This is a genomic window from Mesorhizobium sp. M1182 (assembly GCF_040318335.1).
Lineage (GTDB): Bacteria > Pseudomonadota > Alphaproteobacteria > Rhizobiales > Rhizobiaceae > Mesorhizobium.
In genome coordinates this window covers 143647-157218 of the sequence record NZ_JAMYMD010000007.1, presented here as the reverse complement: position 1 = coordinate 157218, position 13572 = coordinate 143647, and the positions used below count along the sequence as shown (strand labels likewise).

The window sequence follows — 13572 nt, the reverse complement described above, 5'->3', positions numbered from 1 at the left end:
TGTCTCTTTGCGCATGGACGCCATGCAGAATCGACGATTTCAAAAAGCGTCAGCGGAGCTTACCTTCTTAATGTGGAGGAAAAGTCCTGTTGCCCTGCAAAGGAGACCGTCATGTCCACGATTTCACCTAGACGCGGATTTTTCAAAAACGCTGTGAAAGCGCTGATCGAAGCTCGCCAGCGCGAAGCGAGCCGGTATGTAAGCGGCGTTCTGCTTGGCTTTGACGACGAAACGCTGAAAGCTCACGGCTACGATCGCGAACAGCTAAAGAAAGCGGCGAACTCGCGCTAAGTCCGAGCGGATTCCGGCTTGCGTTGAAGGCGTCGCGCCTCAGCGCTTGAGGTGAATCGTCACCCAGCCCTCGCGGTGCAAGGTGCGGACGTGCCGGAATTTCTGGCCGACATAGGCCGCGATTACCGCATCGCGCTGGCGCTCGAGGATGCCCGACAAAACAATCGAGCCACCGAGCGCGATATGCTCCGCCATTTGCGGCGCCAGGCGCATCAGCGGCCGCGCCAATATGTTGGCGACGATCAAGTCGAAGGGCGCGCGCGCGGCAAAGATCGGGTGGTGGAATCCGGGCGCCATCACTGTTTCGACGAGCCCCTTGACGTGGTTCAGCCGCGCATTGGCGGCGGCCACCTTGACGGCGACCGGGTCGATGTCGGTCGCCAGCACCGGTATATGCGCGAGCCTGGCCGCTGCGATCGCGAGCACCGCGCTGCCGGTGCCAAGGTCGAGCGCGTTGCGTGGATGCTCGCGCCGTACGACCTGCTCCAGCATTTCGAGGCAGCCGGCGGTGGTGCCGTGATGACCGGTGCCGAAAGCAAGGCCGGCCTCGATCTCTATGGCGATTTCGCCGCTGTGGCGCTTCCTGCGGTCATGCGCGCCATGGACGAAGAAGCGCCCGGCCCGCACCGGCTTCAATCCCTCCAGCGAGCGCGCCACCCAGTCGATGTCGGGCAGCGTTTCGCGCGCTATCGGTTTCGACAGCGACAGTCCGGCAAGTACATCCCTGAGCCGCGCCTCGACCGCATCGACGTCGTCGCCGGCATAGAGCGATACTTCGTGGATGTCGCGGTCCTCGTCGACCTCGAGCACCGCAATCGGCAGGCCCTCATCGTCGAACGCCGCACCGAGCGCCGCGAAGATGCGATCAGCCTCGATCTTGCCCGCGGTGAAATACAAACGCGTCTGCGTCATTACCGGATGTGTCAACCTTCCGCCGCCAGCCGTTTGAGCTTGGCGATGGCGGCGTCCGGGCTTTCGCCATAGGCAATAGTGCCGGCGAAATCGCCCTTGGCATTGAGCAGCAGCACCGAAGCGGTGTGGTCCATCGTGTAGTCACCGTCGTTCGTGTCGACTTTCTTCCAGTAGATGCCGAAGGACTTGGCCATGGCGTGGACCTTATCCGGATCGCCTGATATGCCGAGGATGCGATCGGAGAAATTGCTGACATAGGTGTTCATGATTTCCGGCGTATCGCGCTCCGGATCGACCGTAACGAAATAGGCACGCAGGTTCTTGCCGTCGTCGCCCATCGTCTTCAGCCAGCCGGCCAACTCGAAAAGCGTGGTCGGGCAGACTTCCGGACAATGCGTGAAGCCGAAGAAGACGACGCTGGGGTGGCCGCGAAACGCGGCTTCGGTGACCGGCGCGCCCTTCTGGTCGACCAGCGTGAACGGTGCTCCGAACGGCTCGCCGCCATAATGTCCGCGGTACCAGTCGAAGGTGAGCCAGCCGATTCCGGCGGCCATCAGGACGAGAATACCGACCAGAATTGAACGCATCATCAGTGAAAGTCCGTCGTTATTCCATCGGGCGCCGGGTTGGCGCCGTGAAGGCCCTGGCTTGGCGAACACTCTTAGCGGTTCGGTCGCGCCGACGCAAAGATGTCGCGTTGCCGCAACCGGCAATCCTGTGGGAGGCGATCTGCTTGCAAAGCACTGCCGTTCGTCCCACCTGAGGTCGGCAAAATTTGAACCGCAGGAGGCCTCTTTGCGAAAACGGATTGGCGGCGCGTTAGCCGCATGCCTTGTCATTGGCGCCGGCGCGGCCGCCGCCGAGGAAGTCGGCAAGGTCGGCGTCGATTGGCTCGGCAACGATATCATCGTCGAGGCGATCAAGGATCCGAAGGTCGAGGGCGTGACCTGCCACGTCTCCTATTTCGACCGTGGCGTGATCGACCGCCTGCAGAAAGGCAACTGGTTCGAGGACCCGTCCGATTCCTCGATCTCCTGCCGCCAGACCGGGCCGATCACCATTGGCGACATCGACATGAGCGAGGCCGGCGAGGAGGTGTTCAAGCAAGGCATCAGCCTGATCTGGAAAAAGCAGGTGGTGAACCGCATCTACGACAAGGCCAACGAGACGCTGATCTACCTGTCGCATTCGCGCCAGGTGCAGGATGGCTCGGCAAAAATGTCGGTCACCACCGTGCCGCTCTACGGCCAGAACGTGGTGTGGACCAGCGGCAAGCCGAAATAGAGACTTAAGGTGCTACAGGGTCCTTGGCGCGTCCAAACTGATGCGCGGCGCTGCACTCGGCTTGCGAGACTATGCGCGCGGGCGTAAAGCGCCCGCATGGACCGTCCTGAACACCTTGTCCTAAAAGATCCCGAGCCGCGCATCCATCCGACGGCGGAGCTGAAGGCGTGCAAGCTTGGACGTTATGCGTCGATCGGCGAGCGCGTCATCCTGCGCGAGGTGATGGTCGGCGACTTTTCCTACTTCGAGCGCCACGCCGAGGCGATCTATACGACGATCGGCAAATTCTGCTCGATCGCCGCCAACAGCCGCATCAATGCGCTGGAGCACCCGGTCGAGCGGCTGACGCAGCACAAAATCAGCTATCGGCCCAACGAGTACTTCCGCTGGCTGGGTGTCGATCAGGCATTCCGCGACCGGCGGCGGGCGAGAGCCGTCAGCATCGGCCACGATGTCTGGATCGGCCATGGCGCCGTGATCATGCCGGGCGTGGCGATCGGCAATGGCGCGATCGTCGGTGCCAACTCGGTGGTGACGCGCGACGTGCCGGCCTATGCAATCGTCGCCGGCGTTCCGGCCACGCCATTGCGGCAGCGCTTCAGCGCGGGAACTGCGGCCCGGATCGAACGTCTTGCCTGGTGGGACTGGCCGGTCGAGAAACTGGCCAGGGCAGTCCCCGACATGCAGGCCTTGCCCATCGAGGCTTTCCTCGACCGCTGGGAAAACGGCGCCCCCTGACTTCGGGGCGTATCTGCAAGCGGTCCGACGGCCTGCGCGATCTGCTCCTCCAACAATGTACCCGCGATCTTCCGCCACGAGGGAACCAGGAGCGGCTGCCAACTGTTTCTGCAGACACAATGAACTCGGCTTCCGTCCGGGTTCGTCGCCCGGCTGTTGAGGGAGTTTGAATGATTGAGAAGCTTTTCACCAGGATCGCCAACAACGTCGCCCATTTTGCCGGCCTGCCGCCGACGTTTGCCGTCTGTTTCCTGATCATCGTCGTCTGGGCGGCAAGCGGGCCGATGTTCGGCTTTTCGGACACCTGGCAGCTCGTCATCAACACCGGCACGACGGTCGTCACCTTCCTGATGGTGTTTCTCATCCAGAACACCCAGAACCGCGATGGCGCCGCGATCCAGGCGAAGCTCGACGAATTGATCCGGGTCAGCACAGCCCAGAACACCTTCATCGGTATCGAACACCTGACTGAGACCGAGGTCGAAGAGATCCGCAAGAAATGCGAACAGGCAGCGAAGCGGCATGATCAGAAGCTTGCCGAGTTGGCAGCCGAGAAAGCCATGGCGAAGAAGCGGAACACGAAGAAGCACGCAGCGGCGTGATATAAAGGTCCGGCGCATACCTGCGAAGATCGGATCCGATTCTTTGCTCTGGTGATCTTCGGTTCGGGATCATGCGCTGCGTGTCATGAATGCCGCGAAAGCATCCTTGTAGTCCGGATGCCAGCGCGACAGAGCAGGACGGTTCTCAATGATATCGCCAATTGCCCAGGCCATGCGCTTTTCGTCCATGGGCCGGGTCGCCTCGTTATCGGGACACAGGATGTAGAAATCGCCACGCAGCAGCGAGGCCAGCATGAAGTCGATGACCTGCTCGCCGGTCCAGGCGCCGGCCGGCTTTTCGGTCGCACCTTCGGTCAGGCCGGTAAAAGTGAACCCGGGAATGAGCAAATGCGCCGCGACATTGGCGCCGGGCTCGTTGCGCAGCGCGTGTGCAAGGCCCTCGGTATAGGTCTTCACGCCAGCCTTGGAGACGTTGTAGGCGAGGTTGCCGGGCGGCGTGGTGATACCTTGCTTGGAGCCGGTGTTGACGATCAGGCCGGGCTTTCCCGCCGCCAGCATGCGTGGCGCGAACGCCTCTACGCCATGGACGACACCCCAGAAATTGATGTCCAGCAGCCGCTTCCAGGCGTCACGGTTCTCCCAGGGCTTGCCGGGGTTATTGCCGACGCCGGCATTGTTCATCAGCAGCGACACGTCGCCGAAAGTGCCGGATGTCCGTTCGGCCAGCCGGTCGAGGTCTTCGGCCTTCGAGACATCGGTGGCGACGGCAAGTACGGCGCTCTGCCCGCCGATAGCAGCGACGGCGCGGGCAGCCTCATCAAGGCGTTCGCCGCCGATATCGGCCAGCACGATCTTCATGCCCATCGCCGCCAGCCGTTTGGCGGCGGCAAGGCCGATGCCGCTGGCCGCGCCGGTAATGACGGCGACATTGCCGGAGGCAAGTGCAGGCAGGGCGGTCTGGATCTCGGCGTCGGTGGTCATGATTTTCTCCTGTTCTGGCCGCGGCGAACTTAGCGCGGAAAAAGGCTCGCGCAAGCCGATCCCGGCATCTTCGGGTTGACCGCATCGGCGGGCGCTGCGCATGCTGATATCGAAAAAGGAGACCTGACGATTGACCGACTGGATCGAGATCCTGAAAGAACAGACCGCCACCGGCGACCAGATGAGCCGCGAGGTACCGCAGATGCTCGCCAATCCCGACATCAGCGAAGCGCAAGTTATGACGCTGTTTTCGGCGCTCGAAAAACAGGCCGAATTCGTCGAAAAGCTGCGTATGGCGCTGGAAAAATTCGGCCATGATTTTTCAGTGATCAAGGCGGCCGAGCGGCTGGAGGAGCGCTACGCCGACCTTGCCGCTTCGGTAGCGGAAAAGCTGAAAGCAATGCGAGGCTAGACGGGGCCTATTTTCTCGATCAGCCGCTCGAAGCGTCTGTCCGGCACGAACCAGATCATCGCCACCAGGACATAGATCGAGACACCGATCCAGTGATTGACGAAGGTCAGCGCGATGGCGGAAAGATAGAGGACCAGCGAGATCTTTCCCTTGAGGTCATTGCCCAACGCCCTGGCGAAGAGAGTCTCGTTGCCGTGCAGTCGATGCAGGGCCATGGTGAGGATGTTGAAGCCGATGGCGCAGAGCGCTAGGTCGACGCCATAGACAGCAACCGGCACCGGCGCGAAATGGTTCTCACCCATGAAGGCTGTCGTCGCCGGCATCAGCGATAGCCAGAACAGCAGGTTGAGGTTCGCCCACAGCACGCGGCCGTCGACCCGCTGCACGGTATGGAACATGTTGTGCAAATTGTTCCAGTAGATGCCGACATTGATGAAGGACAGCACATAGCTGAGGAAGATCGGCCAGAGTGGTGCCAGCGCGGAAAAATCCTCGCCATGCGGCACCTTCAATTCCAGCACCATGATGGTGATGATGATGGCGACCACGCCATCGGTGAATGCCTCGACTCGTCCCTTGCCCATGAATCTCCCCTGACAATCCGCTGAAGTTAAAAGAGGATCTCGCTCAGCGCCATCGGCAAAGCTGCCAAACTTGTCAGGAGCAAGCCGGGGAGGGGGAACGGCTGACGCGAAAAAGGCGTTAGGATGTCAGATCCCGAACAGCAAAAGGTCGAAAAAATGACCGCTCACGCTCAAGTCATGACGCGCGATTACGAACTCGGCGGCCGCGCTGCAGCGGCCACCGTGGCCGCTATGATCGCGGCTCTTTTCGCCGGCAGCACGGCGCTGACGCCGCTTTACATCATCTACAAGCAGGTCTTCGGCTTCTCACAGATCACTTTGACGCTGGTCTACGCCGTCTATGTCATCGGCAATCTGGCGGCGCTGCTGATGTTGGGGCGTGTGTCCGATGTCATCGGGCGCCGTCCAATGGCATTGGCCGGGATGGCGGTGGCCGTGGTCAGCGCGGTGGTTTTCCTGTTCGCCGAAAATGTCGCCTGGCTCGACATCGCCCGAATTCTGAGCGGACTGGGAATCGGCGTCGGCGCGGGCACCGGCACCGCCTGGCTCGCCGAATTGCTCCCGACCGACGACAAGTCACAGGCGGCGACGATTGCCACCAGCACCAATTTTCTCGGCCTCGGCCTCGGTGCGCTGGGGGCCGGGTTGCTCGCCGAATACGCGCCTTGGCCGCTCAGGCTGACATTCGTCGTCTACCTGGCGATGCTCGCGACTGTAACCCTGCTCGTCTGGCGCACGCGGGAAACCGTTTCGCGGCCGGGGAAACTGGCTGACGTTTCGATGCGGCCGCGGCTTTCCGTACCCGATGACATCCGCGCAAGTTTCGTTGCGCCGGCGGTGACCGGCTTTGGCGCAATGGCGCTGGTCGGCTTTTATGCAGCACTCGCACCGAGCATTTTGGCGCAGCAACTGCAGGTAACCAACCATGCCGAAGCCGGCGCTCTGTTCTTTGAATTGGCGATCGTGACGGCCGCCACCATTGTAGCGACGGCACGTCTTTCGAGCCGAGCCGCGATGTTCGCGGCGCTTGCGCTGATGATCCCAACCGTCGCGATGATTGTTGCGGCGCAGGTCTTCGCCTCGATGACCATAATGATTGCCGGCACCGCCTTGTGCGGCGTGGCGGCAGCGCTCGGCTATCGCGGCGGCTTGCAAGTGGTGAACGAGATCGCGCCGGCGGACCGGCGCGCCGAAGTCGTCTCGGCCTTCTTCATCTGCTGTTTTTGCGGCAACGCGCTGCCGGTCATCGGCATCGGCGTTCTGTCGACGGTGGCAGGTGCGACCGCGGCAAGCGTGGCCTTTGCCGGCATGATTGTCGTCTTTTCCCTGGTCGCTCTCGGGTTTGGCGCGAAATACGCGCGCTGAGCCGACCTTTCAGCCGTTCGGTGTCTCGGGCGAAAGGTGCGCGCGCTGGCGCGGTACGCCGAGGCCGGTATCCGGCGGTTCGCCGGCAGCCGGCCGGCTCTCGATCATGTGCAGGCTGCGCCAGCGGCCGAAGCGATAATAGGCCGCGGCCAGCACGAGCGAGGTTATAGAGCCAGCCGGAAAGCTCCACCACAGAGCTTCCTCGCCGATCACGCTTCGGAAGAAATAGGCGAAGCTGGTGCGCACCAGCAGCACCGAGATCACCAGGATGATCAGCGGCGGCATCACCGCGCCGGTGGCACGCACGGTGGCGAAGAGCACGATGGTGATGCCGAACAGGATGAAGGACCACGACGCGATCTTGTTGATGTGAGTGGCGATGTCGATTGCTGCACTGTCGCTGCCAAGGAAGAGGCTGAGCACCGCGCGATCGAATACGAACAGCAGCGCGACGAGCATCCCGGTGAGCACAAGGTTGAAGCCGACGCCGGAGGTGGCGATGCGTCCAATCCGGTCCCAGCGCCTGGCGCCGACATTTTGCGCCGCCATGGACGACACCGCGGCGCCGATGGCGAGCGCCGGCATCTGGATATAGGTCCAGAGCTGTGCGGCTATGCCGTAGGCAGCTGCAACCTGCGAGCCGTACGAGTTGACCATGCCCATCACCGTCAGCGCCGCGGCCGAAACGACGATCATCTGCAGGCCCATCGGCACGCCCTTGAAGACGACGATGCGCAGCAGCGCCGGGTCCGGCCGCAGCAGAGCGAGATTAGGGCCGGCCAGCCGCAGCGGGTGCTTGCGCGCATAGAGCACAATCAGGATGGCAACCACGCTTACCGTCTGGCCGATCAGCGTCGAGGTGGCCGAGCCGGCGATGCCGAGTTCGGGGAACGGGCCGATGCCGAGGATGAGCAACGGGTTCAAAACGACGTCGAGCATGACGGCCAGCGCCATGAACAGGAAAGGCGTGCGCGAATCGCCGGCGCCGCGCAGCACCGTCATGACGAAGGACAGCAGGTTCATCATCGGCACGGCGAGGAAGATGATGCGCAGATAGGAGCGCGCCAGCGGCAACGCGTCGGCCGGCGTGCCGAGCGCATCGAGGATCGCATCGACCCAGATCCAGCCGCAGACCGCGAACACCACCGAGACGAGGAAGAAGAAGGTGGCGCTGGTTCCGACGATGCGCCGGGCTTCGGGCAGGTCACGAGCGCCGACGGATTGTGCGACCAGGATGGTCGCCGCCATGCCGATGCCGAAGACGGTGCCGAGGATGAGAAACAGCACGAGGTTGGCATTGGACGTGGCGGTCAGCGCCGCTTCACCGAGGAAACGGCCGACCCACACGGCATTTATCGAGCCGTTGAGCGACTGCAGCACATTGGAGCCGAGCACCGGCAGGGCAAACAGCAACAGGGTGCGCGGGATAGGCCCACTGGTGAGGTCGCCGGTCTGCCGGCGCGGGGGCATGTTGTCGTCCATGGCAGGCAACTCGGCGAAGGCTTGTCTGAGTCCGCAATGATTGCCGATTTAACGGGAGAGGTCGATGCGGCGCTGTAAATTCCGCCTGGCGTGCCTTGATCTAAGCATTTCTCAACCTTCCGGAATCGTATATTGATCCCGCACGCGTGGGGCCGCATTTTCCTGGATCTCATGGGTAGGCCGGGGGGCTCATGTCCGATATTCCGTTGTTTTTTGAGCGCCTGAACCGGCGCGCCTTTCTTGGTGCATCCGCTCTGGGCGCGGCCTCCGTGGCTCTTTCGTCGTGCACTACGACGGACGTGGCGGCGCCGGTGCCCGCGGCACCAAGCGATCCGGCTTTCGGCGATGCCGCAAGCATGTATGCCGCGCGCATGGACGAGGGCTATCAGCTGCCGGCAATCCCGGTAGCCAAGGTCGATCCGAAATTCGTGCGGCAAATCGTGGCCGACCCGACTGGAGAAAAACCCGGCACGATCGTCGTCGATACTTCCGAGCACTTCCTCTATCTGGTGCGCGACGGCGGCAAGGCAATTCGCTATGGCGTCAGCCTCGGCAAGGCCGGTTTCGGATGGACCGGCAGCGCCGTGGTACAGGCGAGGAAGAAGTGGCCGGTCTGGACGCCGCCGCCGGAAATGATCCAACGCCGGCCGGAACTGGCGAAATACAAGGACGGCATGCCGCCCGGCCCGCAGAGCCCGCTTGGTGCCCGCGCGCTGTATCTCTTCCGTGACGGCAAGGACACGATGTATAGGCTGCACGGCACGCCGGAGTGGGATTCCATTGGGAAGAACGCTTCCTCCGGCTGTGTGCGCTTCATGAATCAGGACATTATCGACCTCTACAGCCGCGTCGACGGCGTCGCGCCGGTCTTCGTGCGCCCGAACCTGTCGGCCGCCGGGAAGATCGCCGCCGTGTCGAACAGGACGGCCGAGCCGATCGATGCCGGCGTGCCAAAGGACGCGGAGATGTTGAGGTAAGTGCCTTCGACTGGATCGTCAGTCGCAGGTTTTTGCAACGCACCAGGACACCGTCCTTGCGCGGGCGAGCCGCAACTGAAGGTACAACCGCTCAATCGCGCCAGCTCAGGCGGACGCGTTCGGCGCGTCCGCCTGTATGGGTGCCGCTACTTCTTGGCGAGGCCTGGGAGCGTGACCTGATAGACCAGGAACATGGTGTCGACATCGGCGCCATCCTCGGCCTTGTAGGCCGCGCCGACCTGGAAGCCGTCCTGCGTGAGGAAATCATTGTCATTGGCGACGAACAGGAAATAGTCGTCGGGCAGCTTTGGATCGAGGACGCTCACCACCGACATCGCCTCCCATTTCTCCGAAAGGTTGTTGCGGTCGTTGGGCGCGCCATTGTGCAGCCCGAAGCGGCCGAGCTCGGTCTTGTCGTTGATGTCGATGAGCGGCGTCAGCTTGGCCGGCGTCACCGATGGATCGAGCTCACCCTTGGGCGCCAGCGGCTTGTCCTTGTCGAATTCTGTGCCGGCGACATCGGTTGCCGCAGACACATCGACGACGCTGATCTCGCGGTGGAGCGAGGTGTCGCCCTTCAGCCCCTGGCCATTGCCGCTGTCGCGCGCCAGCATCAGGAAGGTCTTGTCCGACAGCGCCACGATTTCGCTCTGCGCGGCGATCTTGGTTTTGCCCTTGGCATCGGTGAACACCGGCAGCGGCACGACATATTCATGCGCGAGCTTGAGCTGGCCGGGATCCGAGGCATCGTAGACCAGCGCGCGCGTGTTCTGACGCGTCGAGGCGGAATCGCCGCCATCCTGCCTTGGGGCCGACTGCAGCACGGCAATCAGGAACTTCCCGTCCGGCGTCAGCGCCATGCCTTCGAGGCCCTGGTTGTTCTGACGGCCGGTTTCGGGATCCTTCGGATCCGGGTCTGCCGCGCCAAGTCCCGGATTGTTGGAAGCAAAGTTTGGCGTCTCGTGACGCATCGGGACAAGCGCCGCCGGCGGCTGCGTTGCCGACATCAGACGCCCATCGGCGGAGAAGCGGTAGATGTTCGGACCGTATTCGTCCGAGATGAACATCGTGCCGTCGGGCAGCCGTGCGATCGCTTCGTTATCGAGCGCGAGCTTGCCGTTGGCTTCGGGCAGGATCGGCATGTCGTCGGTCGCGGCACGCACGCCGTTGAGCGGATCGAGGCCGGTTGCGTCGGCGCCCTTGTCGTCGGTCAAAAGCATGGTGTCGGCAAGCGTCGCCGTGAGGCCCGATTGTTCCTGGCCGGTGGCCGGTGCCGCACCCGGCGCGATCGGCGCGAACTCGAGGGCGATCGTGTTGAGGCGCGGACGGTAATCGGTGGTGCCGACGACATTGTAGCCGCGATCCGGCAGCAGCCACAGCGAGCCCTTATAGCCATCGGCGCCATGCGTCCAGCCGGCAGCGTCGATCGACATACCCGAGCCCGAGCCAAACGTCTCGCCGAACTTGTCCTTCTGGCTGGCCGGGATGCGGCCGACACCGACCAGGCCCTTGTTGACGAAGCCGACGCCGCCGACGGTCGCGGCGTTTTCAGCCAAGGCCGGGGTCAAGGCGGTGAACATCGCCAGCGCGACGGCGAGGGACGCGGTTCGGTGCAGGTTTTTCATGGATATCCTCTTTTGAGACAAAGCTGCCGGGATATGAAAAAGCGCCGCGTGGCATCGAGGATGCCGCGAAAGCCTTCGGAGAAGCGATCTAGGACGCGAACATGATACTTGCGTGACAGTGCCGCGCTTGCTTGTCCCCCATGGTCGCAACTGGCCTGGGTATGGCGAATTCGTCGTCGCCGAGCGAGCAATTAGCAACTTTACAAATAATCGTTCTAATGTAAAGTTATGACAATGGAAGGTCCCCGATGACTGCCTATCGTTTCGCCACCCGCCTCAATTCCTTTGCCTCGCGGCCACAGTCCGAGTGGCCCGATCTTGTCGGCAAACCGTCCATGCTGCAAATGGCGGCACGTGCGGCGAAGGTTGCGGAGTTGACCGATCTCGACCTCAACTTCCCCGACCATGTCGATGAAAAGCCTGCGGAAATAGCGCGCAAACTCGGCGATATCGGGCTTTCCATCAATGGTTTCGCCATGCGCTACTATTCCAATCCGGCTTTCAAGCTCGGCGCCTTCACCAACCCGGATCCTGCCATTCGCCGCGAAGCCATCGACCTGACCAAGGCCGGCATCGACGCCACCCGCGAGGCGGGCGCCAGCCTGATGACCTTGTGGCTCGGGCAGGATGGCTTCGACTATGCCTTCCAGGTGGACTACGCAGCGCTCTGGCAACACGAAATCGATGGCATTCGTGAAGTTGCGGCGCATGATCCGGGCTGCCAAATCAGCCTTGAATACAAACCCAACGAGCCGCGCTCCTACAGCCTGATGCCAGATGCGGCGACTACATTGCTGGCGATCCGCGAGATCGGCCTGCCAAATCTCGGCGTGACGCTCGATTTCGCCCATGTGCTCTATGCCGACGAGCAGCCGGCCTTTGCCGCAGCACTCGTGGCGCGACACAGCAAGCTGCTCGGCGTGCATCTCAACGACGGCTACGCCAAGCGCGACGACGGCCTGATGGTCGGGGCCGTGCATACGCTGCAGACGATCGAGCTGCTCAGGCAGATCCGTCGAGACGGCTATGCCGGCGCCATCTACTTCGACACGTTCCCCGACATGACCGGGCTCGACCCGGTCCACGAATGCGAAGTCAACATCGCGACTGTCAAGCGCATGCTGCGCTTCGTCGATCGGCTGGAAAAGGACAATCGCCTGTCCACTGCCGTCGACCGTCAGGACGCGGTCGCCTCGCAGGCCATCATCCAGGAAGCCATGCTCGGGCCGGACAGCTGAGGCCGGCGGCATAGACCGTTTTTCAACAAGGGAGGAAGATCATGAAATTTCTACTTGCCACCGCTGCCGCTGCCCTGATGGCGCTGTCCATCGGCTCGGCTTTTTCCGCGGACCTCGCGCCGCTCAATTCCGACACCGAGAAGGATCGCATCGACTGGTCGCAGCTCGAGGCCAAGTTCGGGGCCTTCCCCAAGCTGCCCGAGGGCACCAAGGCGGGTGCGGTCTCCAAGACGCTGACCAACGAATACTGGCGCTCGCTGGGAGAGGGCTACAAGTCGTTCGGCGACCGCACCGGCGTGCCCGTGGTCTACCAGGCGGCGCAGAGCGAGGGCGACCAGCTCGGCCAGCTCACCATCGCCGAAGGCCTGGTCACGCAAGGCTACAACGTGCTGCTCGTTTCGCCGCAGACCGACTCCAACCTGCAGCCGATCATGGAACAGGCCAAGGCAGCCAATGTGCCGGTGGTCAACGTTAACGACGCGGTCATCCCGCAGGCTGAGCACTATGTCGGCAATGTCCAGCGCGACAACGGCGTGCGCGTCGCCAAATGGTTCATCAAGAACCGGCCGGACGGCGGCAAGGTCGCCATCGTCGAAGGCCAGGCCGGCGTCTACGCCGCCGTCCAGCGCACCGACGGTTTCAAGACAACGATCACCGAGGCCGGCAAGTTCGACGTCGTCGCCAGCGTCCCCGGTAACTGGGATCGCCAGACCTCCTACGACGCGGCCACCAACATCCTGCAGCAGCACCCCGACCTGATCGGCTTCTATGCCAACAATGACGGCATGGCGCTGGGCATCGTCGAGGCGGTCAAGGCTGCCGGGCTGCAGGACAAGGTTGCGGTCTTCGGCACCGACGGCATCTCCGACGCCTATGCCTCGATCCGCGCCGGCGAGCTGACCGGCACCGTCGATTCGTTCCCGGTGCTGACCGGCGAGGTGGCGCTGGAATCGGCGCTGCGGCTGGTGGCCGGGCAGAAGCTGCCGCGCGTCGTTGCCACGCCGCAGGCGCTGATCACCAAGGACAATGCCGACCGTTACTCCGGCGGCGGCGATGCCGTGCGCAAGGCGCTGCTCGAGGACGCGGCAGCGGGCCAGTAGAGCAGGGCCGGCAGGTGCCG

Annotated in this window: 15 protein-coding genes; 9 read left to right on the top strand and 6 right to left on the bottom strand. The window is 62.9% G+C overall.

Going from position 1 to position 13572, the window contains the following annotated elements; all coding sequences use genetic code 11:
- The first annotated feature begins 111 nt into the window (after nucleotides 1-111).
- Nucleotides 112-291, top strand: coding sequence for a hypothetical protein (locus NKH33_RS11610; protein WP_352450114.1), 180 nt, complete (start codon nucleotides 112-114; stop codon nucleotides 289-291).
- Between the two features lie 39 nt (nucleotides 292-330).
- On the opposite strand, the gene NKH33_RS11605 is transcribed toward NKH33_RS11610, so the two are convergent.
- Both NKH33_RS11605 and NKH33_RS11600 read right to left on the bottom strand, forming a co-directional pair.
- Complete coding sequence (locus tag NKH33_RS11605) at nucleotides 331-1203, bottom strand: 50S ribosomal protein L11 methyltransferase (protein ID WP_352919543.1); 873 nt, start codon at nucleotides 1201-1203, stop codon at nucleotides 331-333.
- 11 nt (nucleotides 1204-1214) lie between these two features.
- The gene (locus NKH33_RS11600) at nucleotides 1215-1793 is read right to left on the bottom strand and encodes an SCO family protein (protein ID WP_352450110.1); all 579 of its coding nucleotides are present in this window, start codon (nucleotides 1791-1793) and stop codon (nucleotides 1215-1217) included.
- A gap of 205 nt (nucleotides 1794-1998) precedes the next feature.
- Between NKH33_RS11600 and NKH33_RS11595 the strand changes: the two genes are divergently transcribed.
- From NKH33_RS11595 to NKH33_RS11585, 3 genes are all read left to right on the top strand, one after another.
- Nucleotides 1999-2487, top strand: coding sequence for a CreA family protein (locus NKH33_RS11595; RefSeq protein WP_352919540.1), 489 nt, complete (start codon nucleotides 1999-2001; stop codon nucleotides 2485-2487).
- 96 nt (nucleotides 2488-2583) lie between these two features.
- Nucleotides 2584-3225: a DapH/DapD/GlmU-related protein gene (locus tag NKH33_RS11590; protein WP_352471576.1), complete on the top strand. Its 642-nt coding sequence runs from the start codon at nucleotides 2584-2586 to the stop codon at nucleotides 3223-3225.
- Between the two features lie 170 nt (nucleotides 3226-3395).
- Complete coding sequence (locus tag NKH33_RS11585) at nucleotides 3396-3827, top strand: low affinity iron permease family protein (RefSeq protein ID WP_031211766.1); 432 nt, start codon at nucleotides 3396-3398, stop codon at nucleotides 3825-3827.
- Nucleotides 3828-3896: 69 nt separating this feature from the next.
- Here NKH33_RS11585 and NKH33_RS11580 read toward each other — a convergent pair whose 3' ends face one another.
- Nucleotides 3897-4769, bottom strand: a complete 873-nt coding sequence (locus NKH33_RS11580) for an SDR family NAD(P)-dependent oxidoreductase (RefSeq protein ID WP_352815434.1) — start codon at nucleotides 4767-4769, stop codon at nucleotides 3897-3899.
- Between the two features lie 130 nt (nucleotides 4770-4899).
- Between NKH33_RS11580 and NKH33_RS11575 the strand changes: the two genes are divergently transcribed.
- Entirely contained in the window at nucleotides 4900-5181 is a 282-nt protein-coding gene (locus tag NKH33_RS11575) for a hypothetical protein (protein ID WP_023676741.1), read from the top strand.
- Here the strand turns inward: NKH33_RS11575 and NKH33_RS11570 are convergent.
- Complete coding sequence (locus tag NKH33_RS11570) at nucleotides 5178-5765, bottom strand: TMEM175 family protein (protein ID WP_352919536.1); 588 nt, start codon at nucleotides 5763-5765, stop codon at nucleotides 5178-5180. The genes NKH33_RS11575 and NKH33_RS11570 overlap by 4 nt on opposite strands.
- A 156-nt stretch (nucleotides 5766-5921) precedes the next feature.
- On the opposite strand from NKH33_RS11570, the gene NKH33_RS11565 reads away from it, so the two are divergent.
- Nucleotides 5922-7130 carry an MFS transporter gene (locus tag NKH33_RS11565; protein ID WP_352501046.1) on the top strand — a complete coding sequence of 403 codons (1209 nt, stop codon included), beginning with the start codon at nucleotides 5922-5924 and terminating at the stop codon, nucleotides 7128-7130.
- 9 nt (nucleotides 7131-7139) lie between these two features.
- On the opposite strand, the gene NKH33_RS11560 is transcribed toward NKH33_RS11565, so the two are convergent.
- Nucleotides 7140-8612: an MATE family efflux transporter gene (locus tag NKH33_RS11560; RefSeq protein ID WP_352820397.1), complete on the bottom strand. Its 1473-nt coding sequence runs from the start codon at nucleotides 8610-8612 to the stop codon at nucleotides 7140-7142.
- Nucleotides 8613-8803: 191 nt separating this feature from the next.
- Between NKH33_RS11560 and NKH33_RS11555 the strand changes: the two genes are divergently transcribed.
- A complete protein-coding gene (locus NKH33_RS11555; protein WP_352501044.1) occupies nucleotides 8804-9589 on the top strand; it encodes a L,D-transpeptidase in 786 nt (261 codons plus the stop codon).
- A 146-nt stretch (nucleotides 9590-9735) separates the two neighbouring features.
- Here NKH33_RS11555 and NKH33_RS11550 read toward each other — a convergent pair whose 3' ends face one another.
- A complete protein-coding gene (locus NKH33_RS11550; RefSeq protein WP_352919533.1) occupies nucleotides 9736-11214 on the bottom strand; it encodes an esterase-like activity of phytase family protein in 1479 nt (492 codons plus the stop codon).
- 248 nt (nucleotides 11215-11462) lie between these two features.
- On the opposite strand from NKH33_RS11550, the gene NKH33_RS11545 reads away from it, so the two are divergent.
- A complete protein-coding gene (locus NKH33_RS11545; protein ID WP_352919530.1) occupies nucleotides 11463-12452 on the top strand; it encodes a TIM barrel protein in 990 nt (329 codons plus the stop codon).
- Between the two features lie 41 nt (nucleotides 12453-12493).
- Entirely contained in the window at nucleotides 12494-13552 is a 1059-nt protein-coding gene (locus NKH33_RS11540) for a sugar ABC transporter substrate-binding protein (RefSeq protein WP_352831192.1), read from the top strand.
- Nucleotides 13553-13572 lie beyond the last annotated feature (20 nt).

Coding starts and splice junctions, on each gene's coding strand:
- NKH33_RS11565 (WP_352501046.1), top strand. CDS start 5,922: ATGACCGCTCACGCTCAAGTCATGACGCGCGATTACGAACTCGGCGGC.
- NKH33_RS11610 (WP_352450114.1), top strand. CDS start 112: ATGTCCACGATTTCACCTAGACGCGGATTTTTCAAAAACGCTGTGAAA.
- NKH33_RS11555 (WP_352501044.1), top strand. CDS start 8,804: ATGTCCGATATTCCGTTGTTTTTTGAGCGCCTGAACCGGCGCGCCTTT.
- NKH33_RS11600 (WP_352450110.1), bottom strand. CDS start 1,793: ATGATGCGTTCAATTCTGGTCGGTATTCTCGTCCTGATGGCCGCCGGA.
- NKH33_RS11605 (WP_352919543.1), bottom strand. CDS start 1,203: ATGACGCAGACGCGTTTGTATTTCACCGCGGGCAAGATCGAGGCTGAT.
- NKH33_RS11545 (WP_352919530.1), top strand. CDS start 11,463: ATGACTGCCTATCGTTTCGCCACCCGCCTCAATTCCTTTGCCTCGCGG.
- NKH33_RS11560 (WP_352820397.1), bottom strand. CDS start 8,612: ATGGACGACAACATGCCCCCGCGCCGGCAGACCGGCGACCTCACCAGT.
- NKH33_RS11540 (WP_352831192.1), top strand. CDS start 12,494: ATGAAATTTCTACTTGCCACCGCTGCCGCTGCCCTGATGGCGCTGTCC.
- NKH33_RS11580 (WP_352815434.1), bottom strand. CDS start 4,769: ATGACCACCGACGCCGAGATCCAGACCGCCCTGCCTGCACTTGCCTCC.
- NKH33_RS11550 (WP_352919533.1), bottom strand. CDS start 11,214: ATGAAAAACCTGCACCGAACCGCGTCCCTCGCCGTCGCGCTGGCGATG.
- NKH33_RS11590 (WP_352471576.1), top strand. CDS start 2,584: ATGGACCGTCCTGAACACCTTGTCCTAAAAGATCCCGAGCCGCGCATC.
- NKH33_RS11570 (WP_352919536.1), bottom strand. CDS start 5,765: ATGGGCAAGGGACGAGTCGAGGCATTCACCGATGGCGTGGTCGCCATC.
- NKH33_RS11585 (WP_031211766.1), top strand. CDS start 3,396: ATGATTGAGAAGCTTTTCACCAGGATCGCCAACAACGTCGCCCATTTT.